The sequence below is a fragment of the Roseateles sp. P1_C1_2 genome, assembly GCF_056406535.1.
In genome coordinates, this window is sequence record NZ_JBFUAB010000007.1 from 83,649 (window position 1) to 104,847 (window position 21,199).

General features: G+C 68.6%; 19 protein-coding genes. 12 read left to right on the forward strand and 7 right to left on the reverse strand.

The genetic code is table 11. From position 1 onward, the window contains the following. The first annotated feature begins 5 nt into the window (after positions 1 to 5). Both yjgA and mog read left to right on the forward strand, forming a co-directional pair. Complete coding sequence (gene yjgA / locus AC1D2H_RS08600; RefSeq protein WP_477934074.1) at positions 6 to 542, forward strand: ribosome biogenesis factor YjgA; 537 nt, start codon at positions 6 to 8, stop codon at positions 540 to 542. Then, complete coding sequence (mog, locus tag AC1D2H_RS08605) at positions 535 to 1,101, forward strand: molybdopterin adenylyltransferase (RefSeq protein ID WP_478010638.1); 567 nt, start codon at positions 535 to 537, stop codon at positions 1,099 to 1,101. The genes yjgA and mog overlap by 8 nt, the downstream gene beginning before the upstream one ends. Here mog and AC1D2H_RS08610 read toward each other — a convergent pair. The 4 genes from AC1D2H_RS08610 to AC1D2H_RS08625 all read right to left on the reverse strand — a co-directional run bounded on the left by AC1D2H_RS08610 (position 1,098) and on the right by AC1D2H_RS08625 (position 6,695). Continuing rightward, positions 1,098 to 4,310 (reverse strand): two-component regulator propeller domain-containing protein, encoded by a 3,213-nt coding sequence (locus AC1D2H_RS08610; protein ID WP_478010639.1) that lies wholly within the window; start codon positions 4,308 to 4,310, stop codon positions 1,098 to 1,100. The genes mog and AC1D2H_RS08610 overlap by 4 nt on opposite strands. Before the next feature lie 174 nt (positions 4,311 to 4,484). Further along, entirely contained in the window at positions 4,485 to 5,132 is a 648-nt protein-coding gene (locus tag AC1D2H_RS08615) for a hypothetical protein (RefSeq protein WP_478010640.1), read from the reverse strand. Between the two features lie 29 nt (positions 5,133 to 5,161). Beyond that, positions 5,162 to 5,938, reverse strand: a complete 777-nt coding sequence (cysE, locus tag AC1D2H_RS08620; RefSeq protein WP_477934066.1) for a serine O-acetyltransferase — start codon at positions 5,936 to 5,938, stop codon at positions 5,162 to 5,164. 10 nt (positions 5,939 to 5,948) lie between these two features. After that, complete coding sequence (locus AC1D2H_RS08625; RefSeq protein ID WP_477934064.1) at positions 5,949 to 6,695, reverse strand: RNA methyltransferase; 747 nt, start codon at positions 6,693 to 6,695, stop codon at positions 5,949 to 5,951. A gap of 109 nt (positions 6,696 to 6,804) precedes the next feature. On the opposite strand from AC1D2H_RS08625, the gene AC1D2H_RS08630 reads away from it, so the two are divergent. Together AC1D2H_RS08630 and AC1D2H_RS08635 are read left to right on the forward strand one after the other, a co-directional pair. Continuing rightward, positions 6,805 to 7,737 (forward strand): inositol monophosphatase family protein, encoded by a 933-nt coding sequence (locus AC1D2H_RS08630; RefSeq protein WP_477934062.1) that lies wholly within the window; start codon positions 6,805 to 6,807, stop codon positions 7,735 to 7,737. Positions 7,738 to 7,966: 229 nt separating this feature from the next. After that, a complete protein-coding gene (locus AC1D2H_RS08635; protein WP_477934060.1) occupies positions 7,967 to 8,281 on the forward strand; it encodes an energy transducer TonB in 315 nt (104 codons plus the stop codon). A gap of 65 nt (positions 8,282 to 8,346) precedes the next feature. Here AC1D2H_RS08635 and AC1D2H_RS08640 read toward each other — a convergent pair whose 3' ends face one another. After that, positions 8,347 to 9,639, reverse strand: coding sequence for a hypothetical protein (locus AC1D2H_RS08640; RefSeq protein WP_478010721.1), 1,293 nt, complete (start codon positions 9,637 to 9,639; stop codon positions 8,347 to 8,349). Positions 9,640 to 9,691: 52 nt separating this feature from the next. Next, complete coding sequence (locus AC1D2H_RS08645; RefSeq protein ID WP_478010641.1) at positions 9,692 to 10,762, reverse strand: porin; 1,071 nt, start codon at positions 10,760 to 10,762, stop codon at positions 9,692 to 9,694. A gap of 114 nt (positions 10,763 to 10,876) precedes the next feature. Here AC1D2H_RS08645 and AC1D2H_RS08650 point away from each other — a divergent pair, with 114 nt between their 5' ends. Then, complete coding sequence (locus AC1D2H_RS08650) at positions 10,877 to 11,797, forward strand: LysR family transcriptional regulator (protein WP_477934057.1); 921 nt, start codon at positions 10,877 to 10,879, stop codon at positions 11,795 to 11,797. Then, on the forward strand, positions 11,790 to 12,758 hold the full coding sequence (locus AC1D2H_RS08655; protein WP_478010642.1) for a Bug family tripartite tricarboxylate transporter substrate binding protein: 969 nt from the start codon (positions 11,790 to 11,792) through the stop codon (positions 12,756 to 12,758). Before AC1D2H_RS08650 ends, AC1D2H_RS08655 begins: the two co-directional genes overlap by 8 nt. On the opposite strand, the gene AC1D2H_RS08660 is transcribed toward AC1D2H_RS08655, so the two are convergent. Further along, on the reverse strand, positions 12,755 to 13,807 hold the full coding sequence (locus AC1D2H_RS08660; RefSeq protein WP_478010643.1) for a hypothetical protein: 1,053 nt from the start codon (positions 13,805 to 13,807) through the stop codon (positions 12,755 to 12,757). The two genes, AC1D2H_RS08655 and AC1D2H_RS08660, sit on opposite strands and share 4 nt — an antisense overlap. Before the next feature lie 93 nt (positions 13,808 to 13,900). Between AC1D2H_RS08660 and mutS the strand changes: the two genes are divergently transcribed. The 6 genes from mutS to AC1D2H_RS08690 all read left to right on the forward strand — a co-directional run bounded on the left by mutS (position 13,901) and on the right by AC1D2H_RS08690 (position 21,199). Beyond that, positions 13,901 to 16,462 carry a DNA mismatch repair protein MutS gene (gene mutS / locus AC1D2H_RS08665; RefSeq protein WP_478010644.1) on the forward strand — a complete coding sequence of 854 codons (2,562 nt, stop codon included), beginning with the start codon at positions 13,901 to 13,903 and terminating at the stop codon, positions 16,460 to 16,462. Positions 16,463 to 16,467: 5 nt separating this feature from the next. Continuing rightward, positions 16,468 to 17,286, forward strand: a complete 819-nt coding sequence (locus tag AC1D2H_RS08670; protein WP_478010645.1) for a substrate-binding periplasmic protein — start codon at positions 16,468 to 16,470, stop codon at positions 17,284 to 17,286. A gap of 58 nt (positions 17,287 to 17,344) precedes the next feature. Beyond that, a complete protein-coding gene (locus tag AC1D2H_RS08675; protein ID WP_478010646.1) occupies positions 17,345 to 18,142 on the forward strand; it encodes an alpha/beta fold hydrolase in 798 nt (265 codons plus the stop codon). 195 nt (positions 18,143 to 18,337) lie between these two features. Next, positions 18,338 to 19,969 (forward strand): CTP synthase, encoded by a 1,632-nt coding sequence (locus AC1D2H_RS08680; RefSeq protein ID WP_478010647.1) that lies wholly within the window; start codon positions 18,338 to 18,340, stop codon positions 19,967 to 19,969. A gap of 11 nt (positions 19,970 to 19,980) precedes the next feature. After that, a complete protein-coding gene (kdsA, locus tag AC1D2H_RS08685; protein ID WP_478010648.1) occupies positions 19,981 to 20,838 on the forward strand; it encodes a 3-deoxy-8-phosphooctulonate synthase in 858 nt (285 codons plus the stop codon). 73 nt (positions 20,839 to 20,911) lie between these two features. Continuing rightward, positions 20,912 to 21,199 carry a DUF1330 domain-containing protein gene (locus AC1D2H_RS08690; protein WP_478010649.1) on the forward strand — a complete coding sequence of 96 codons (288 nt, stop codon included), beginning with the start codon at positions 20,912 to 20,914 and terminating at the stop codon, positions 21,197 to 21,199.

Genomic DNA, 21,199 nt, shown 5'->3' on the forward strand with positions numbered 1-21,199 from the left:
CACAGATGCAAGACAACACCCCCGAACACGACGCCGAGGACGACTTCGACGGCCCCAGCAAGTCCCAGCTCAAGCGCGACATGACCGCGCTGCAGAAGCTGGGCGACGAATTGCTGGCCCTGCCAGAGAGCCGCTGGGAGCCACTGGCCCTGCCCGAGATCCTGTACGACGCGCTGCGCGCCGCCAAGAAGATCACCAATTTCGAGGGCAAGCGCCGGCAGATGCAGTACATCGGCAAGCTGATGCGCAAGATCGACCCCGAGCCCATCCGCGAGGCGGTGGCGGCGTTCAAGCTCGGCCACGCCCAGGACAGCCTGAAGCTGCACCAGTCCGAACGCTGGCGCGAGCGCCTGCTGGCCAGTGACGACGCGCTGCAGGAATTCCTCGCGGCCCATGCCGAGGTCGACATCCAGCAGCTGCGCAGCCTCGTGCGCGCCGCGCGCAAGGACGCCGCCAACGAGCCCGAAAAGCGCAGCGGCCGCGCCTTCCGCGAGCTGTTCCAGTTCATCAAGGCTTCTGAGGTCGCGGCCGAAGATGAGTGAACCGGTTCGCATCGGTATCGTCTCGATCAGCGACCGCGCATCGACCGGCGTCTACGAGGACAAGGGCCTGCCGGCACTGCAAGGTTGGCTGACGAGCGCGCTGCACAACCCCATCGCCTTCGTGCCGCGCTTGATTCCCGACGAGCAGACCGGCATCTCCGCGGCGTTGATCGAGCTCGTCGACACCGAGCACTGCGACCTGGTGCTGACGACCGGCGGCACCGGCCCGGCGCCGCGCGACGTGACGCCCGAGGCGACGCTGGCCGTCGCCGACCGCGTGATGCCGGGCTTTGGCGAGCAGATGCGGCAGATCTCGCTGCACTTCGTGCCGACGGCCATCCTGTCGCGCCAGGTCGCCGTCATCCGCGGCAAGGCGCTGATCATCAACCTGCCCGGCCAGCCCAAGGCCATCGCCGAGACCCTGGCCGGCCACGAGAAGGCCAGCGGCATCTTCGCGGCCGTGCCCTATTGCATCGATCTGATCGGCGGGCCCTACCTCGAGACCCGTGACGAGGTCTGCAAGTCCTTCAGGCCCAAGAGCGCGCAGCGCCCCGTCTAGCCTTCGACCGTTCCCGGCTCGGCCAGCGCCGCCGCCACATCGTCCAGGTTGCGATTGCTGCTGAGGCCGAAGCCGCCGACGATGCGCTGACCCCTGGCGCCCCGCCCGACGGCGGTGTGCACGCCCACCCAGGCATTGCGCCCGGACCGCTTGGCGGCATAGAGCCCCAGGTCGGCCAGATTGACGACCTGCTGCCAGCTGCGCGCCTGCGGCCGCTCCAGCTCGAAGGGCACGCAGGCGAACCCGATCGAGCAACTGACGGCGATCTCACCGCCGTCATCGAGTGCAAAAGGCGTGGCCGTGATGACGGCGCGCATGCGTTCGGCGAGTTCCTCGGCACGCAGGCGGTCGGTGTCGCGCGCAACGGCCAGAAACTCCTCGCCGCCCCAGCGCACCAGATAGTCGGACTCGCGCAGCACCGAGCGCAGCCGCGCGCCGAACTGCACCAGCACCGCATCACCCGATGCGTGCCCATGCCGGTCGTTGATGCGCTTGAAGGCGTCGATGTCGAGCAGCAGGAAGACGTTGTCGGTGTCCAGCGGTTGGCCGCCCGCGGCCAGCGTCTCCTGGGATCGGCGCAGGCCAGCCGCCAGGTCCTGCTCGATGTGCTCGCTCAGGAAGCGGCGGTTGTGCAGGCCCGTCAACGGGTCGGTCACGCTGCTCAGCTGCAACTGCGCCGATTTCTCTTCCAGCGCATGGTGCATCGCCCGCAGTTCGACCGTGCGCTCGCGCACCCGGTGCTCCAGCTCCAGCTGGCGGTGGCGCAGCAGCCGCGTGCGCGCCGCCACGGTCAACAGCACCAGCAGGCCCAAGGTCAGCGCCAAGGCGACGCGGAACCACCAGGTCTGATGCCAGGCTGGCCTCACCGTCACCGGCAGGGCCAGCTCACGTTCGCCCCATTGCCCGTCGCGGTTGGAGGCGCGCAGGCGCAGCTTGTAGTCGCCCGGCGGCAGATTCGTGTAGGCCGCCAGCCGCCGCGCCGCATCCGCCGCCACCCAGCCGCTGTCGTAGCCCTCCAGCTTGTAGGCATAGCGGTTGCGCTCGGGGGCCGAGAAGTCGCTGGACGCGAACTCGACCGCCAGGCTGTTGCCGTCGGCGGGCACGTCCAGCAGCGCGCCGCTGCCCGACGCGAGCGGCACCGAACTGCCGGCGATCTGCACGTCCACCACCAGCACCTGGGGGCGGTAGTTCCAGGTCTGCAGCTTCTCGGGCAGCACGACCGTCATGCCGCCCGCGCCGCCGAACAGCAGTTCGCCGCGCTCGGTGCGCGCCGCCGCCCCGGTCCAGTAGGTCGGGAAGACGACGCCTTCGGCACGCCGCAGCGCATGCGCGGTCATGCGAACGGGGTCGATGCGTGCCAGCCCGTTGTCGGTGCTGGCCCAGACCTGGCCCTGCAGGTCTTGCAGCAGTGCATTGACGGTGCCATCCGGCAGGCCCCGGGCCGTGCCGACGCGCAGGATGGAGTCGCCGCGGCCCGGTGCCGGCAGCACATCGATGCCGCCGCCATAGCTGCCCACCCAGAGCCGCCCCTCGGCGTCCAGCATCAGCGCCGTGACGAAACCCGCCGACAAGCCGCGGGCCAACGTCGGCCCGGCCGGGTATTGCACGGTCGCGCCGCTGAGGGGATCGAGCCGGTTGAGGCCGTTGCGCGTCCCGACCCAGAGTTCGCCGGCCGCACCGCGCGCCAGCACCATGATGCGCTGATCGGTCAGGCCCGGCGCCGCCGGTGCCACGGGCGCGGCGCGGCCGCTGGCCAGGTCCAGCCGCCACAGGCCATCGAACTGCCCGCCTATCCACAGCGTGTCGCCGTCGGCCAGCAGGGCCCAGGTGGAGGCGGCAGGGTCGCGGCCCGCCAGGTTCACGCGGCGCAGACGGCGCCCGTCGACATCGGTCCGATAGAGGCCGCGCTTGGTGGCGATGAAGACGCCGCCATCCGCCACGCGCGCCATCCCGAGCACGATGTCCGGCGGCAGCGCGGCTTCGGGCCGGCTGGCGTCGGGCCGCAGCGCGCCGGTGCGGGCGCCGGTCGCGTCGAGGATGTCGATGCCGCTCTTGTGCGTGGCCAGCCACAGCCGGCCGCCGGGCATCGGCAGGATCCAGCTGATCTCGGCGCTGATGAAGCGCGAATCCAGCGCCTCGTCGACCCCGGCGCTGGCACCCAGGCGCGTCAGCACGCCGCCCTGGCGCGGGTCGTAGCGGCTCAGGCCGCGGTTGGAGGCCACCCAGACCAGGCCGGCCCGGTCACGGTAGAGGGTGCGCAGCGCGTTGTCCGCCAGGCTGACGGGCCAGGCCGGCACATGGCGGATGCGGCGCGTGTCACGGCTCTCGATGTCGACGGCCACGGCGCCCTGCCCCAGCGTTGCCACCCACATCTCGCCCGCTTGCACCTCCAGCAGGCTGGCGATCTGGTTGTTGAAGAGCAGATCGTCCTTGTCGGGCACGCCGGCCTCGCGCACGTCGATGGCGGGCGCGTCGCCCTCGTGCCCGAGCACGAAGACGCCTTCGTGCAGGCTGCCGACCCAGATCTGGCCGGCGCTGTCCTGGGCCAGGGCCTGGGGCTGCACCGCACGGCCGGGGGCCAGCGGCACGGCTTGCAGCGGCGCGCCCGCGGCGGGGCGGCGGAACAGGCCCGCGGCGCTGCCGATCCAGAGCTGGCCACGCCGGTCGCGCAGCACCGACCAGACCTGGGCGCCGGCGCCTTCGGCCCAACCGCCGGCGGCACTGGCATGCTCGATGCGGCCACTGTCGGGGTCCAGGTGATCCAACCCGCCGTCGGTGACGACCCACAGCCCGCTGGCGCCGTCGTCGGCGATCTGCCGCACGCTGACATGGCTCAGGCCTTCTGCGCCACCGACCGGGATGGCGACGAAACGGTCCGTCGCCGGGTCATGCCTGAGCAGGCCCGCGGCGCTCGTGCCGACCCAGAGCCGCCCCTTGGCATCGCCATGCAGGGACTGCACATAGTTGTCCGGCAAGGCACCGGGCCGCTGCGCATCGGCCTTGTAGACCTTGAAGTGATAGCCGTCCCAGCGCGCCAGGCCGCCGAGCGTGCCGACCCACAGGAAACCCTGACCATCCTCGGCCATGGCCGTCGCGATGGCATTGGGCAGGCCCTGCTCCTGGGTCAGATGCTGGAAGCTGATGTCGGCCAGGCTGGACCAGCGCTTGGCGGCCGGCGCCGCCTGCGTGGCGAGGCAGGATGCGGCCATCGCCAGGCCAAGCGCCACGCGCCAGCCGGAGGAAAGCCACAGTCGGAACTCGCTCAGAAGCACAGCAGGGCGATCACAGGAGGCGGACCGTCACGGCCCGGAATCTGTGATTCTCATCCACGCCGACCCGGCCAGACCACAAGGCGGCGGCGGGTCTGGGCCTGTTCGGTCGCCTTAATCGGCGTATTGCGTCCAGTTGACCGGGCAGGCGGCGACCTTGGTGGCCTTGTTGGATGCACTGTCGGCCACCCAGCACTCCTCGAACACCGAGCAATAGCAGACCTTGACGCTGACCTTGGCCGGCAGCGCGTTGACGCGCGCCCACAGCGCCGCATCCTCGTGCCTGTTGAGGTGCAGGAAGTGCTTTTCCTCGCCCGGCCTCAGGATCTCGCCATTGGCCGTCGACAGCCGCCAGGTCAGGCCCGCCGCGTTGCCGTCGGTGCTGCAGCAATCCTTCAGCAGATCGCGAACACTCTTCACCGGCTTGCCGTCGTAGCGGACCTCCATGCCCTGGATGCTCGCCGGGCCGATGCCCTTGTTCGTCAGCGAGAAGCGGATCAGGGAGGGCTGGCCGCGCTCATCGACATTGCTTGTCGAGTAACTGACCCGCGGCCAGGAGGTGGCCGTGACCATGCGCGTATTCGCCTCTGCCATCTGCTGCATCACGTGGCCATGATGGATGGCGAGATACAGAGAGGCGAAGGACACCACCATGGCGCAGACCGAAGCCGTGATGTCGAACCAGCGGTGGCCGCTGTGGCTGCCGTGGTGATGCGAATGGACTTCCGGCTCTTCCATGGCTGCGTCTCCCTCATTTTTCATGGGGGCGCAGTCTAAGGGTCAGAAGGACCCTACTTGACCAACCGGTTCATCTCCGCCGCATCAAAGGCCTCGTCGCGCTGGGCGTCGTCCGGCACGCAATCGCCCACCGGCTTGCCCATCTGCGTCGACAGCTTGCAGACCGCATTCCAGATCAGCGCAATCTGGTGCTCGTGGCCGGAGGCGCTGTCGATGAGGCCGCGCATGGCCAGCGCGACCGGGTCGTCGCCCTGGGTCACGCCATAGGCCGAGAAGCCCATCTTGGCGGCCGCCTCCTCGCGGGCCTGCTCGCTCTCGGCCTCGATGATGCGGGCCGGGTTGCCGACGGCCGTCGCACCGGCCGGCACCGGCTTGGTCACGACGGCGCCCGAGCCGATGCGCGCACCGGCCCCCACCGTGAAGCCGCCCAGCACGCTGGCATTGGCACCGACGATGACGCCGGGGCCCAGCGTCGGGTGGCGCTTGGCGCCCTTGACGAGTGACGTACCCCCCAGCGTCACGCCCTGGTAGATGGTGCAGCCCTCGCCGATCTCGGCCATCTCGCCGACGACGATGCCCATGCCGTGATCGATGAAGACCTTGCGACCGATGCGCGCGCCGGGGTGGATCTCGATGCCGGTGAAGAACCGGCCCCAGTGCGAGATCCAGCGGCCCAGCCACTTGAAGCCGCGCTGCCAGAACCAGTGGGCGCGGCGATGGAACATCAGCGCATGCAGGCCCGGGTAACAGGTCAGCACCTCCCACGCCGACCGGGCGGCCGGGTCGCGTTCCAGGATGAGGGCGATGTCTTCGCGCAGGCGTTGAAACATGGCGCGCAGTCTAGGAGCCCTGGCTTGGGCCTGCTGAGGCTGAGGTCTTCTGCATCTGCCGCGCGATGCCGCGCAGGATGTGGATTTCCTCGTTCGTCAGGCCCGCCCGGTTGAAGAGCTGGTTGAGCCGCGGCATCAGCTTGCGTGGCGCGGCAGGGTCGAGATAGCCGATGTCGGTCAGTGCGGCCTGCAAATGCTCGAGCAGGCCCTGCACGGCGCGGGCATCGGCCAGTTCGGGGTCGGGCGTGCGGGCCTGCACGCCAAAGCCGCCCACGGCCTGGCGCAGGTCGTAGGCCAGCAGCTGCACGGCCTGGGCGAGGTTGAGCGAACCGTAGTCCGGGTGGGTCGGGATGCTCAGCACGGCGTGGCAGCGGTAGACATCCTCGTTGCTCATGCCGTAGCGCTCGGAACCGAACACCAGGGCCAGGCGCGGTGCAGCCTCGCGGGTGGCCAGTTCGGCGAACAGCGAGCGCGGTTCGCGCGTCGGCGGGCCGAAGTCGCGCGGCGTCATCGCGGTGGCGCAGGCGAAGTCCACGCCGTCCAAGGCCTCGGCCAGCGTGTCGACGACGCGGGCCCGGGCCAGGATGTCGGCCGCGCCGCTGGCCATGGCCACAGCCTCCTCGTGGCAGAGCACGTCGGCAAAGCGTGGCGCGACCAGCACCAAGTCCTTGAAGCCCATCACCTTCATCGCCCGCGCGGTAGCGCCCACGTTGCCGGCGTGGCTGGTATGGATGAGAACGAAGCGTGTGGATTCCACGGGTTTGTACGGAGCAGGCGGCTAGAATCGCGCGATTATCCGGGCCACCCTCGTGGCGGCCCGTCGCTCTTTCCTCCCGTCAGCCCCTTCTTCCCAGCGAGTGCCACGCATGCTGCAAACGTCTCACCATCCCATGCTCAATGTCGCCATCAAGGCGGCGCGTGCGGCTGGCGCCATCATCAACCGCGCCTCGCTGGACCTCGAAGCTCTGCGCATCAACACCAAGAGCCCGAACGACTTCGTGACCGAGGTCGACCACGCCGCAGAAGGGGTGATCATCGAGACGCTGCTGGGCGCCTACCCGGACCACGGCATCCTCGCCGAAGAGTCGGGCCGCACCCACGGCGCCAAGCATTCCGAGTTCGTCTGGATCATCGATCCGCTGGACGGCACCACCAACTTCATCCACGGCCTGCCGATGTACTGCGTGTCCATCGCGCTGGCGCATCGCGGCGTCGTGCAGCAGGCCGTCGTCTACGACCCGACCCGCAACGACCTTTTCTACGCCAGCAAGGGCCGTGGCGCCTTCCTGAACGACCGCCGCCTGCGCGTGTCCAAGCGCACCCGCATGAGCGACGCGCTGATCGGCACCGGCTTTCCCTTCCGCCGCGGTGACAACTTCAAGCGCTACGTGAAGATGTTCGAGGAAGTCATGCAGCACTGCGCCGGCCTGCGCCGCCCGGGCGCCGCGGCCCTGGACCTCTGCTACGTCGCCGCAGGCTACTACGACGCCTTCTTCGAGACCGGCCTGCAGCCCTGGGACCTGGCGGCCGGTTCGCTGATCATCACCGAGGCCGGTGGCCTGGTGGGCAACTTCACGGGTGAAGCCGACTTCCTGCACCAGCGCGAAGTGGTGGCCGGCAACCCCAAGATCTACGCCCAGCTCGTGACCATGCTGGCGCCCTACACCCGCGTCATCAAGGAAGAAGACGCCGCGGCACCGGCCGCACCGGTCGTCGAAATGGTGCCGGCGGCGGCCGCGCCGAAAAAGCGTGCCGCGGTGCGCATCAAGAAGGACGAGAACGGCGACGCGCCGGTCTGAGCGACGCGCCGATCCCCGAAACAAGCCCTCTCGCGAGGGCTTTTTCATTGGATCGGCGTGAAGGAGTTGGCGTCAGCCGCCTCCACGGGCTAACCCGGTCATCGGTGCGTGACTTCTGCACGGCCATACCCCTTACCTGTGGGGGCCCGACTGGCCAGAATGCGTGCTGCAACGCGGTCACAAGCCGCTTCGTTTCGCCCCCAATCAACCAGACCGAAAGACGCTACTGATGTTTGCCCGTTCCGCTGTCGCCCTCGCCCTCGTCGCCGCTGCTTCCCTGGCCCATGCCGATGCCAAGGTCCTGAAGAAGGTTGCCCCCGAGTACCCCAGCGAGGCCGTGAAGAAGAACATCAGCGCCGGCAGCGTGCGCGCCAAGATGACCATTGCTGGTGACGGCAAGGTTTCGGATGTCGCGATCGTCGAAGCCGAACCCAAGCGCGTCTTCGACCGCGCTGCCACGGAAGCCTTGAGCCAGTGGAAGTTCGAAGGCACGGGCGCCGCCCAGACGCACGAAGTCAAGCTGGTGTTCAAGTCGGAAGACTAATTAGACGCTTCGATAGTTCGAAGCTTCGCTGAATCAACAAGGCCCGCATTGCGGGCCTTGTTCTTTTATGGCTTTGCCCGTGATGGCACGCGGGTGTCGAGCGGCTTGGGCACATAGCCCGGCTCGAACCGGCAGGTCGACCCCAGCACCGCCCTCGCCTTCTCGCAGCCCGCCGCAATGCCGTCCGGCGTGGGCTTCTTCCCCTGCGTTGCCCACGTCGACAGCGCCTCCATCAAAGCCGCATAGGTTGGATCGCTGAGATAGCTGTGATCGCGGTCGCCGGTGTAGGTCTGCACCAGCGCCGCATCACGACCGGCCGTCGCCATGGCGCGGCCAAAGCTCTCCTGCAGCTCGACCATGGCCGTGGGGTCGTGGATGGCATGCACCGTCAGCACCGGCACGGGGATGCGCCCGCTCAGGTCCGCGTCCGTCGCCAACGTGGCCACCGCCTGGGGATCGGCCGCGTAGCGCAGCACGCCCGCGTTCAGTGCGACGTCATCCGCCGAGCCCGTGTAGGCAACGCCGACATTGCCGAAGGGGCTGGCGCCGCCGGTGCGCTTGAGCACAACGTCCTGGAAATGCCAGGTCGCCCAGTTCAGATGGGACTGGATGCTGCGCTCCGGAATGCGGATCACGTCGACAAGCGTCTTGACCTTGGCTGCCTGCTCCGGCGTGCGTTCGGCCGGCTTGCCCAGGCAGTCGTCGACCCGCCGCGCCAGCTCAGCCTGCGTCAGCTTCGCATCGGCAGGCAGACCCGTGTTCAGCGGGTATTGAGGCTCGCTGGGCAGCGGATGGTTGTGGCAGAGGTATTGGTAGACGACGCGCAGATCAAGCCGGAAGTCGTAGCTGCGCGTGCCGCCGCCGAGCACACCGGCCGTCAGCAGCACGGCGGCGTACGGCTTGCCTTCGGTGAACAGCTCCGCTCCCTTGGCCGCGACGCTCGCGCCCCAGGACTGGCCGTGCAGCCAGACATGCCTGGGCTTGGCCACCTTGGCGATGAAGAGTTGCCGCAGCCTCTCGGTGTCTTCCGCCGCGGCGGTCACCGCGACGCCGCCCTGGCGGTAGCTCGACGCCGCCCAGGCATAACCCAGGCGGGGCATGACGGACCAGCGCTCCAGGTCCTCGACAACGCGCTTGGCCGTCGGCGCGCCGAGAAATGGCCCGCCGTGAGCATGCAGCACCAGATCGCCGTTCCAGGCCTTGGGCATGGCGATCAGATAGAAGGCGCCGGCACCGTCCCGCCCGGCCAGGCAGGTGGTGCCCTCACCGACGTTGTGCGGGCAGGCCGTCGCCACGGGCGGGGTCTCGGCCGCGGTGTCGAAAGCCGCGGCGGGAGAGAGGCCCGCCGCCAGCGCCATCCATGCGCCCAGCCGCTTCATCGTCATCGTCCTCATCTCGCTGTCTTCCTGCTCAGAAGCTGTGGCGAACGCCGAGCTCGACGCCGCTGCTGTTGCCACCGGGCACCGTCGTCGCCACGCCCACATTGAAGCGCACGCCGGTRCCCTTGTTGTCGATGCGGGCGACGTTGCCATAGAGCGCCGTGCGCTTGGACAGATCATGCACATAGCCGAGGGCGATATGCGTCGCGTCGCTGGCCACGCCCTTGGCAGTCAAGGTCGTGTAGGCAAGGCGGAGCTCGCCCTGCGGGCTCACCTGCCACTGCGTGCCGACCATGCGCGCCGTCGTCTTCGTGGTGCCAACCTTGTTCTCGCCCCACAGGCCCATCAGCTTGACCGGCCCGATCTGCCAGGCCATGCCGACATTGCTCTGCGTGTAGTCACCCGTCGCATAGCGCGTCTTCGAGGTCGCCACCGAGGCGTTGAAGGCCTCGTTGCGCCAGCCGATGCGGATGCCCTGCAACCGGCCGTCCTTGTGCGTCGGGCCGTCACCCTGCTCGCCCAGGGCCAGCATCACATGGGCATAGACACCGCCCAGACCCGCGGGCAGGAAATAGCCGATGGAATTGGATGCCCGCACATTGGTGCGTGCCGTCGTGCCGTTGGCGGGCGCCGGATAGAACATCAGCCCCGAACTGCCGACGCCATTGGTACCGAAGGGATGCATGGACGTCGTCAGGTTGCCGAAGGACGGCACATAGTCGCGGCCCAGCCGCAACTCGCCCCAGTCGCCCGAGACCTGCACGGTCGCGCGGCGGCCCCAGGTCAGGCCGCCGCTGACGGAGTCCTTGTTGTTGCTGCTGGTCGCGCCGCTGGTGCCGTCGTCGACGGCCACGGCCGACTCCAGCCAGAAGCCGACCTTGAGACCGCCCCCCAGGTCCTCGGTGCCGCGCACGCCGAAGCGGCTGGACGTGTTGCCATCGCTGTTGACCAGCCAGCGCTTGCCCACGCCGTCGGCCTTGAGCTGCTGCACGCCGATGTCCATCAGGCCGAACAGCTGCACGCTGCTGTTGCTCTGCGCCTGCGCGCCCATGGCCGCGGCGGCCAGGGCCAGCAAGCCCACCCTCGAAAGTCTTGTCGTCATCCTCGTCTCCATGTGGTTGTTGTGTGGAATCCGGGGCGGACCTTAGTGACGGCACTCCATAGCGTCAAATACAGTAAACACACGAACTGAAGACATTAAAAGTATGGAGACAAGATGGAGCTGCGGCATCTGCGCTATTTCGTGACCGTGGCCGAGACCGGCCACATGACACGCGCCGCGGGGCTGCTCGGCATGCAGCAGCCGCCGCTGAGTCAACAAATCAAGGCGCTGGAGCAGGAGCTCGGCCTGGTGCTGCTGCACCGGCATCCCAAGGGCGTCAGCCTCACCGACGGCGGCCGCCAGTTCCTCGAGGAAGCCAAGCGCCTGCTGCGCGACTTCGGCGACATGCGCGACCGCATGGACCGCCTCGCCGGCGGCCAGTACGGCCTGCTGACGGTGGGCTTCACCAGCTCGGCCGCGGCCCACGCCTTCACGCCGGCGGTGTTGCGCGCCTGCCGCAGCGAACAGCCTGGCATCGCGCTGACCATGACCGAGGACAACGCCGCCGGCCTCATCGACGCCATCGCCAAGAGCCGGCTGCATTGCGGCTTCCTGCGCGTGCCCGTGGCCCAGCCCGAGGGCGTCAGTTTCGAGACCCTGCTGACCGAGCCGGCGCTGCTGGCCCTGCCCTTGGACCATCGGCTCGCAGCCGTGCCGCGGGCGTCGACGACGCCGGTGCCACTGGCCGAGCTGGAGAACGAGGACCTCATCCTGGTGCGCCGCCCCGGCGCGCCCGGCCTCTACGCCAACCTGCTGGACCTGTGCGAACGCCATGGCGTGAGGCCGCGCAGCTTCATCGAGGTCGACCGCATGATGATGAACATGAACCTCGTCGCGGCCGGCGCCGGCATCTCCGTCGTGCCCGCTTCGATGCGCGGCATGCATGCCCATTCCATCGTCTGCCGGCCGCTGGAGAAGCATGCCCAGCTTGAAGCGCCGCTGACGCTGGCCTACCGCGCGCACGACCAGGCCGGCCCGACGGGCACCTTCATCGCTCTGGCCCGCCGCATCGCCCAGGCCCACCGCGATGCGTAGGCGGTCGTTGTGGGCGCTCGCCGGGGCGGCCCTGTGCTGCGTCGCCCATGCCGCGCCAGAGCCCTGGCCCACGCGGCCCATCCACCTCGTCGTGGCCTACCCGCCCGGCGGCGTCAGCGACGACACCGCACGCGGGCTGGCGCACTTCATGAGCGCGCGGCTCAAGGTACCCGTCCTCGTCGAGAGCCGCGCCGGCGCCGGTGGCCTGGTGGCCCTGGAGTCGCTGACGCACGCCGCGCCCGACGGCTACACGCTGGCCTATTGCGCCATCTCGCCGCTGGTCTTCGCACCGGCCGCGTCGGCCTCTGTGCCATCGGGGCGAGGCAGCGACGCCCTGCTGCATGACGTCGCGCCCGTGGTCAGCCTCATGGACACGCCGGTGCTGGTGCTGGCGCACCCGTCGTTCAAGCCAGCGACCTTTGCCGCCATGCTCGCGGCCGCGCGCGCAGCGCCGGGCCGGCTGCGCTGGGCGACCTCAGGCCAGGCCACGGTCGGGCACATGGTGCTGGCGCAGATACGCACCGCGGCAGGCGTCGACATCATCCACATCCCCTACAAGGGCGGCGGCCAGCAACTGACCGACGCCCTGGCCGGGCAATTCGAGCTGCTGTCGTCCAACGTGGCCGCACAGCAGCTGCAATACGTGCGGCAGGGGCTGCTGAAGCCGCTCGCCATCGGATCACCCACCCGACTGCCGGTGCTGCCCGATGTGCCAACGCTGGTGGAGCTGGGCTTTCCGGAGGCCAACCTGGTCTCGACCTTCGGCCTGTTCGCGCCGCGTGGCGTGCCCGAGGACAGGCTGAGGCTGATCAACGCCGTCGTCAACGAGGCCCTGCGCCAGCCCGAGATCCGCTCGAAGATCCTGGACGTCAGCAATCTGCCGACGGGTGGCAGTGCGGCAGACTTTGCGGCGCGTATCGCCAAGGAGCGCGAGCGGGCGCTCAGGGTGCCGGCAGACTAAGGGCGCGCATCGGTCGCCACCGCCCCCAGCAGACTGACGGGCCGGGTGCGGAACTGGTACGACGCCACGCCATCGCCCGGCCGCCCTGGCGGCATGAACATCGCCACCAGCACGGCGTCGCCCTCCCGCCAACCCACACCAGCGCGACCCACGACGGCCAGCCACCAGCGGCCATCAATGAACACCGGCAGGCGGCGCGGGTCGGCGTTGGAGAAGGTTGTCAGCATCGGGTCCAGCCGCTTGTCATCGGCTCCAAACAGCGGAAATGGCGGGTTCATGTCGCCGATCGCACCGGGCGTGGCCAACGGTGGGTTCAGCGCGGCGACGACGACCGCGTCGGGGGAGTGGCCGCCGGCAAACGCCTGGGCATCGAACGGCACCTTGGAGGCACGGTCCGCTTCATAGGCCTGCGCCAGCTTCTCCGCCACGGCCTGGCCCGCGGCGCAGACCTGAGCGCCAGGTGCACAGAAGCGTTTTTCTGGCGCCATCGCAGTGCCGCGCCTCAGCTTCAGACCGCAGGCATGACCCCAGCCCTGCCCCGTCCATGCCGCGACGCGGTAGTGCAGATCCGGGCTGACCATGGACGGCGCGCCGCCCGCGATGAACGCCGGCTGGCCAAGCACCTGGGCGAGGCCGGCGGACTGGGTCATGCACAGGTCCATGTGCTCCAGATCGAAAGGCGGAGGCAGCCGCCGCGCCGGCCGGCCGGGCCGCGCCTCGACCAGCACCAACGACTGGCAGTTCGCCGTGCCGGCGAAGGCTTCGACCAGATACACCGGCGCACCTTCCAGCTGCTGCACACCCACGGATTGCCCCTCAGTCACGGCGAGCAGCTCACGCCAATGCGCGTCATTCGCCAGCGAGGTCACGGTGGGGGACTGTCTTGCGCTCCCAGTGGGCTTCACCCAGGCTGCCAAAGGATCGGGTGTTGCCCAGACTTCAGACGGCGCCCGCCGAGCTTCATCGGCCAGCCGCGCGCAGAGCGAAGGTTCGGCCGCTACGGCAGTGAGGCTGGTCAGCGCCAAGCCGGCCAGCAAAGCCTTGTTCATCGTGATCTCCCTGGGGTCGGCACCGGCCGCCGCGTAAACTGCCGCCCATTCTGAAGCCCTCCGCCGGGGGGCTTTGCTATTTGCCAGACGCCGATGACCCAGACCGCTGACTTCAGCGCCCATACACCCATGATGAGCCAGTATCTAGGGCTCAAGGCGGACTTCCCGGACACGCTGCTGCTGTACCGGATGGGCGATTTCTACGAAGTCTTCTACGACGATGCGCGCAAGTGCAATGCGCTGCTGGACATCACGCTGACGCAGCGCGGCCAGAGCGCCGGCCAGCCCGTCGTCATGGCCGGCGTGCCGGTGCATGCACTGGAGAGCTATCTCGCCAAGCTGATCAAGCTGGGCGAGGCGGTCGCGATCGCCGAGCAGGTGGGCGAAGTCGGCGCCAGCAAGGGGCCGGTGGAGCGCAAGGTCGTGCGCGTCGTCACGCCCGGCACCATCACCGACACCGAGCTGCTGGCCGACAAGCAGGACGCCGTGCTGCTGGCCGTCTCCGGCCACGGCCGCCGCCATGGCCTGGCCTGGCTGTCGCTGACCCAGGGCGAGATCGGCCTGGCCGAATGCAGCGACGTCGAGCTGCCGGCCTGGCTGGCGCGGCTGGCGCCGGCCGAGGTGCTGGTCAACCGTGAGCAGCAGCCGGCCGGCGTCATGAAGGCGCGCTTCCCGGTCACGAACCGGCCGAGCTGGCAGTTCGACGCGACGCTGGGCCAACGCAAACTGTGCGAGCAGCTGGCCGTTGCCAGCCTGCAGGGCTTCAATGCCCACGAGCTGCCCATCGCCCATGCTGCCGCCAGCGCCCTGCTGGCGTTTGCCGAGCACACGCAAGGTCGCGCCCTCGCCCATGTGCGCAGCCTGCGCGTGCAGCGCAGCGGCGACTTGCTGGACCTGCCGCCCGCCACCCAGCGCAATCTGGAGCTGACGCAGACGCTGCGCGGCGAAGCCAGCCCCACCCTCTTCTCGCTGCTGGACAGCTGCAAGAGCGGCATGGGCAGCCGCACGCTGCGCCAGTGGCTGCTGCATCCCAAGCGCGACCGGGCGGAAGCCATGTCGCGGCACGACGCCATCGCGGCGCTGCATGCCGAAGGCTTCGAACCGCTGCGGGAGGCGCTGAAGTCGGTCAGCGACGTCGAGCGGATCTCCGCCCGCATCGCCTTGCGCCAGGTGCGCCCGCGCGAGCTGACCGGCCTGCGCGCGACGCTGCAGGCCTTGCCCCAGCTGCGCGCCACCACGCCCGCTTCATTGCGCGACGCGAGCCTGAACCCGCCCGCCGACATCCAGGAACTGCTGGAACGCGCCATCGCGCTCGAGCCCGCCATCCTGACGCGCGACGGTGGCGTCATCGCCGACGGTTTCGACGCCGACCTGGACGAGCTGCGCGGCATCCAGCAGAACTGCGACGGCTTCCTGCTCGACCTGGAAACGCGCGAGCGTGCCCGCACCGGCATCGCCAACCTGCGTGTGCAGTTCAACCGCGTGCACGGCTTCTACATCGAGGTCACACAGGGCCAGGTCGACAAGGTGCCGATGGACTACCAGCGCCGCCAGACGCTGAAGAACGCCGAGCGCTACATCACGCCGGAGCTGAAGGCGTTTGAAGACAAGGCCCTGTCCGCCAACGAGCGGGCATTGGCGCGCGAAAAGCTGCTGTACGAGCAGGTCATCGACGCCCTCATCAGCCGTCTGGAGCCGCTGACGGCGCTGGGCCGCACGCTGGCGGGGCTGGATGCGCTCGCGGCCCTGGCCGAACGCGCCATCACGCTGAACTGGTGCCGCCCCGAGTTCGTGTCGCAGCCCTGCCTGGAGATCGAGGCCGGCCGCCATCCCGTCGTGCAGGCGCGCCTGCACGAGACCGGCGGTACGGAGTTCATGCCCAACGACTGCAAGCTCGACGCGCGCACCCGGCTGCTGGTCATCACCGGCCCGAACATGGGCGGCAAGAGCACCTTCATGCGCCAGGTGGCGCTGATCGCGCTGCTGGCCGCCATCGGCTCCTATGTGCCGGCGACGAGCTGCCGCCTCGGGCCGATGGATGCCATCCACACCCGCATCGGCGCGGCCGACGACCTCGCCAATGCCCAGTCCACCTTCATGCTCGAAATGACCGAGGGCGCGGCCATCCTGCATTCGGCGACCGACCAGTCGCTGGTGCTGATGGACGAGATCGGGCGGGGCACGTCGACCTTCGACGGCCTGGCGCTGGCATCGGCCATTGCCAGCCATCTGCACGACAAGACGCGCGCCTTCACGCTGTTCGCGACGCACTACTTCGAGCTGACGGAGTTCCCCGCCAAGCACACGCTGGCGCAGAACTGGCACGTCTCGGCCGTGGAGAGCGGCGAGGACATCGTCTTCCTGCACGAGCTGCAGCCCGGCCCGGCCAGCCGCAGCTATGGCGTGCAGGTCGCCAAGCTGGCCGGCATGCCCGCCAGCCTGGTGCGCCAGGCGCGCGCCACGCTGGAGGCGCTGGAAGCGCGCCAGAACGCGGCGGACGACCAGTTCGACCTTTTCGCCGCCCCGCCCGCGCCACCGCCGCTGCCCGAGCCCAGCGAACTGCTGCAGGCCTTGGCCAAGGTCGACCCGGACGCGCTGTCGCCACGCGAGGCGCTGGAAGCGCTGTACCAGCTCAAGCGTCTGGCAAACGGCTGAACTTCATGACCCGGCGCCGCGCCGCCCTGGCCCTGCTGTCCACGCTCGGCCTGCCCGCCGCCCGGGCCGCGGAGCCCTTGCGTGTCACCATTCCGCAGCTGGCGCCCAGCGCGCAGGAGCACGCCAGCTATTTCCCGCAACTGCTGCGGCTGGCGCTGGAGAAGACGCGCGCCAGCGACGGCCCCTTCGAGATCCGGCACTACGACGAGGCCATGAGCGGCCCGCGCCAGTTCGCCGAGCTGAAGAACAACGGGGCCCTCAACCTGGTCTGGGACGGGACCGATCCCAGGCGCGAAGCCGAGCTGCTGCCGGTGCGCATCTCGCTGGTGCGCGAGCTCAACGACTACCGCGTCTTCCTGATCCGCAAGGACGACCAGGCGCGCTTCCGCGCCGTGCGCAGCCTGGCGGACCTGAGCCGCATGACGGCCGGCGCCGGCGAGACCTGGCCGTCAACCGCCGTGCTGCGCGCCAACGGCCTGCCGGTAGTGACGTCGATCGGCTACGAACAGCTCTTCGCGATGCTGGACGCCCGGCGCTTCGACTACATGCCGCGCGGCGTCTACGAAGCCTGGTACGAACAGCACCAGCACGCCGGCCTGGCCATCGAGCAGAGCCTGTTCCTGCACTACAGCGTGCCCTTCTACTTCTTCACCAGCCGCAAGAACCCGGCCCTGGCCGACCGCATCGAGCGCGGCCTGCGGGCGGCCCTGGCGGACGGCAGCTTCGACCGCCTGTTCCACAGCATTCCCGGCTTCAGGCGCAGCCTCGACGAAATCCGTGCCGGCAAGCGCCGTGTGCTGGAACTTCAGTTGCCGCCCGGCTGACCGTTCTGGACTCTGCACTCCAAAACGACCGCCAGCCACGCAGGCAAACTGCCGGTCCATGACAACAACGCCCACGCTGGTCTTCTCCCACGCCAACAGCTATCCGGCTGGCTGCTACCGCGTGCTGTTCGAGCGCTGGCGCGCTGCCGGCTGGCGCGTCGAGGCGCTGGACCGCTTCGGCCACGATCCGCGTTTCCCCGTCACCGGCGACTGGCGCCGCTTGCGCGACCAGTTGATCCATTTCATCGAGCACGACGTCAAGCCCAAGGGCCAGGTTGCCCTGGTCGGCCATTCCCTGGGCGGCATGCTGAGCCTGATGGCCACCTGCCGCCGGCCCGACCTCATCGACCGCCTGGTCATGCTGGACTCACCCGTCGTCTCCGGCATGAAGGCCGCCGCCGTGGCGATGGCCAAGACGACGGGATTGATCCACCGCTACGGCCCGTCCAAGATCGCCCGCGAGCGCCGCCATGTCTGGCCGGATCGCGAAGCCGTTCACAAGCATTTCTCGGCCAAGAAGCTCTTCGCCCGCTGGGACCCGCGCGTGCTGGCCGACTACATCGCCGCCGGCTTCGAGGAGGCCGAAGGTCAGATGCAGCTGCGGTTTCGGCGCGAGGTCGAGGCTCACGTCTACCGCACCCTTCCCCACCACCTGCCTTTGCTGCTGCGCCTGCGCCCGCCGCAATGCCCGGTCGCCTTCGTCGGCGGCACGCGCTCGGCCGAGCTGCGCCAGGCGGGTGCCGCGGCGTCCATGAAGCTGGCCGGCGAGAACTGGCGCTGGATGGAGGGCTCGCACCTCTTCCCGTTCGAGAAGCCCGAGGAAACCGCGGATCTCGTGCTGGAGTTGCTGGCTTAAGCGCGGGCCGAGCGCCGAGCCGCTCCCAAGCCGGCCCGCGGGCGATGTGCTTTTGGCTCAAAGCCAAAAGCATCGCCGTCCCCTCGGGGGACCGACTGGAATCGCCCGCGTTCAGCGCGGCGAGGCCAGGCGAGGGGCACACCATTTACAATCGCAATTTCCACCTCAGCAGGCTGTTCTGGCCTGCTGCACGACATGACCAAATACGTCTTCGTCACCGGCGGTGTGGTGTCCTCCTTGGGCAAGGGCATCGCGTCGGCCTCCCTGGCTGCCATCCTCGAATCGCGCGGCCTCAAAGTCACCCTGATCAAGCTGGACCCCTACATCAACGTCGACCCCGGCACGATGTCGCCCTTCCAGCACGGTGAAGTCTTCGTCACCGACGACGGCGCCGAAACCGACCTCGATCTGGGCCACTACGAGCGCTTCATCACGACAAGGATGAAGAAGGCCAACAACTTCACGACCGGCCAGATCTACAAGACCGTGCTCGAGAAGGAACGCCGCGGCGACTATCTCGGCAAGACGGTGCAGGTGATTCCGCACATCACCAACGAGATCCAGGAATACATCAAGCGCGGCGCCGAGGGCGTCGACGTGGCGATCGTAGAAATCGGCGGCACGGTGGGCGACATCGAGTCCCTGCCCTTCCTCGAGGCCGTGCGCCAGATGAGCCTGCGCGCCGGCCCGACCAACACCGCCTATGTGCACCTGACCTATGTGCCCTGGATCGCCGCGGCCGGTGAACTCAAGACCAAGCCGACCCAGCACACGGTGCAGAAGCTGCGCGAGATCGGCATCCAGCCCGACGCGCTGCTGTGCCGCGCTGACCGCCGCATCCCCGACGACGAGCGCGAGAAGATCTCGCTGTTCACCAACGTCGCCGAGTACGGCGTGATTTCGATGTGGGACGTGAACACCATCTACAAGGTGCCGCGCATGCTGCACGAGCAGGGCCTGGACCAGCTCATCTGCACCAAGCTCCAGCTCAACACCAAGAGCACCGACCTGAAGCGCTGGGACACCCTGGTCTACGAGGTCGAGAACCCCAAGACCGAGATCAAGATCGCGATGTGCGGCAAGTACACCGACCTGTCGGACTCGTACAAGTCGCTCAACGAAGCGCTGCGCCACGCCGGCATCCACAACCACGCCGGCGTGAAGATCGAATACGTCGACAGCGAGACGCTGACGCCCGAGACGGTCGACACCCTGGCCAAGTTCGACGCCATCCTCGTGCCCGGCGGCTTCGGCAAGCGCGGCGTGGAAGGCAAGATCCTGGCTGCGCAATACGCCCGCGAGCACAAGCTGCCCTATCTGGGCATCTGCCTTGGCATGCAGGTCGCGACCATCGAGTACGCCCGCCACATGGCTGGCCTCGAGAACGCCAACTCCACCGAGTTCGACCCCGCGACGCCCCATCCCGTCATCGCGCTGATCGACGAGTGGCAGGACGCCGACGGCAGCATCCAGAAGCGTGACGAGAAGAGCGACCTCGGCGGCACGATGCGCCTGGGCGCGCAGAGTTCCGACGTCAAGCCGGGCACGCTGGCCGCGAACATCTACGGCCCCGTCGTCACCGAGCGCCACCGCCACCGCTACGAGGCCAACGAGCACTATCTCGACCGCCTGCAGAAGGCCGGCCTCGTCATCTCGGCCATCACCCAGCGCGAGAAGCTGACCGAGATGGTCGAACTGCCGCAAGAGGTGCACCCCTGGTTCGTCGGCGTGCAATTCCACCCCGAGTTCAAGTCCACGCCCTGGGGCGGCCATCCGCTGTTCACGGCCTTCATCAAGGCCGCGCTGGAACACCATCAAAAGGCCTGAGGGGACAAGTCATGAAGCTCTGCGGATTCGATGTCGGCATCGACAAGCCCTTCTTCCTGATCGCCGGGACCTGCTCCATCGAGGGCCTGCAGATGTCGCTCGACGTCGCAGGCCTGCTGAAGGAAGCCTGCACCACCCTCGGCATTCCGCTGATCTACAAGGGCTCCTTCGACAAGGCCAACCGCTCGTCCGGCACCACCAAGCGCGGTGTCGGCATGGAAGCCGGCCTGAAGATCCTCGACGAGGTGCGCCGCCAGACCGGCCTGCCGGTGCTGACCGACGTGCACGACGCTGGCCAAGTGGCCGAGGTCGCCAGCGTCGTGGACGTGCTGCAGACCCCGGCCTTCCTGTGCCGCCAGACGGACTTCATCCGTGCCGTCGCGCAAAGCGGCAAGCCGGTCAACATCAAGAAGGGCCAGTTCCTCGCCCCCTGGGATATGAAGAACGTCATCGACAAGGCCCGCGCCGCCGCGCGCGAGGTGGGCCTGTCCGAAGACCTCTTCCTGGCCTGCGAGCGCGGCGTCAGCTTTGGCTACAACAACCTGGTCGCCGACATGACCAGCCTGGCCGAGATGCGCAACACTGGCGCACCCGTGGTCTTCGACGTCACCCACTCGGTGCAGAAGCCCGGCGGCCTCGGTGGCTCCAGCGGAGGCGCCCGCGAGATGGTGCCCGTGCTGGCCCGCGCCGGCGTGGGTGTCGGCGTAGCCGGTCTCTTCATGGAGACCCACCCCAACCCGGCCGAGGCCTTCAGCGACGGCCCCAACGCCGTGCCGCTCAAGCACATGAAGACGCTGCTGGAGCAACTGGTGGCGCTGGATCGCGTCGTCAAGCAACAGCCTCTCTTGGAGAATGATTTCTCCTGCTAAGGGGAAATCGTTCCGACGAACTGGCATGCATTGACTTGCACCTCCGTCAAAACGACTTTTCCTGCTGAGAAACATGGCCGCCTACATCCTCGCCAACGTCAAGGTCACCAACCCCACGCAATACGAGGATTACCGGCGGCTCTCGACGCTGGCGATGAAGGAACACGGCGCCGAAGTGCTGGTGCGCGGCGGCAAGACGACCGTGCTCGAAGGCGACTGGACGCCCGAGCGCGTCGTGCTGCTGAAGTTCCCGACGCCGGAAGCCGCGCAGGCCTTCTACGACTCGCCCGAGTACGGCGCGGCGCGCGAGGCCCGTGAGGGCATCGCCGTCATGCGCATGGTCTTGATCGAAGGCGTCTGA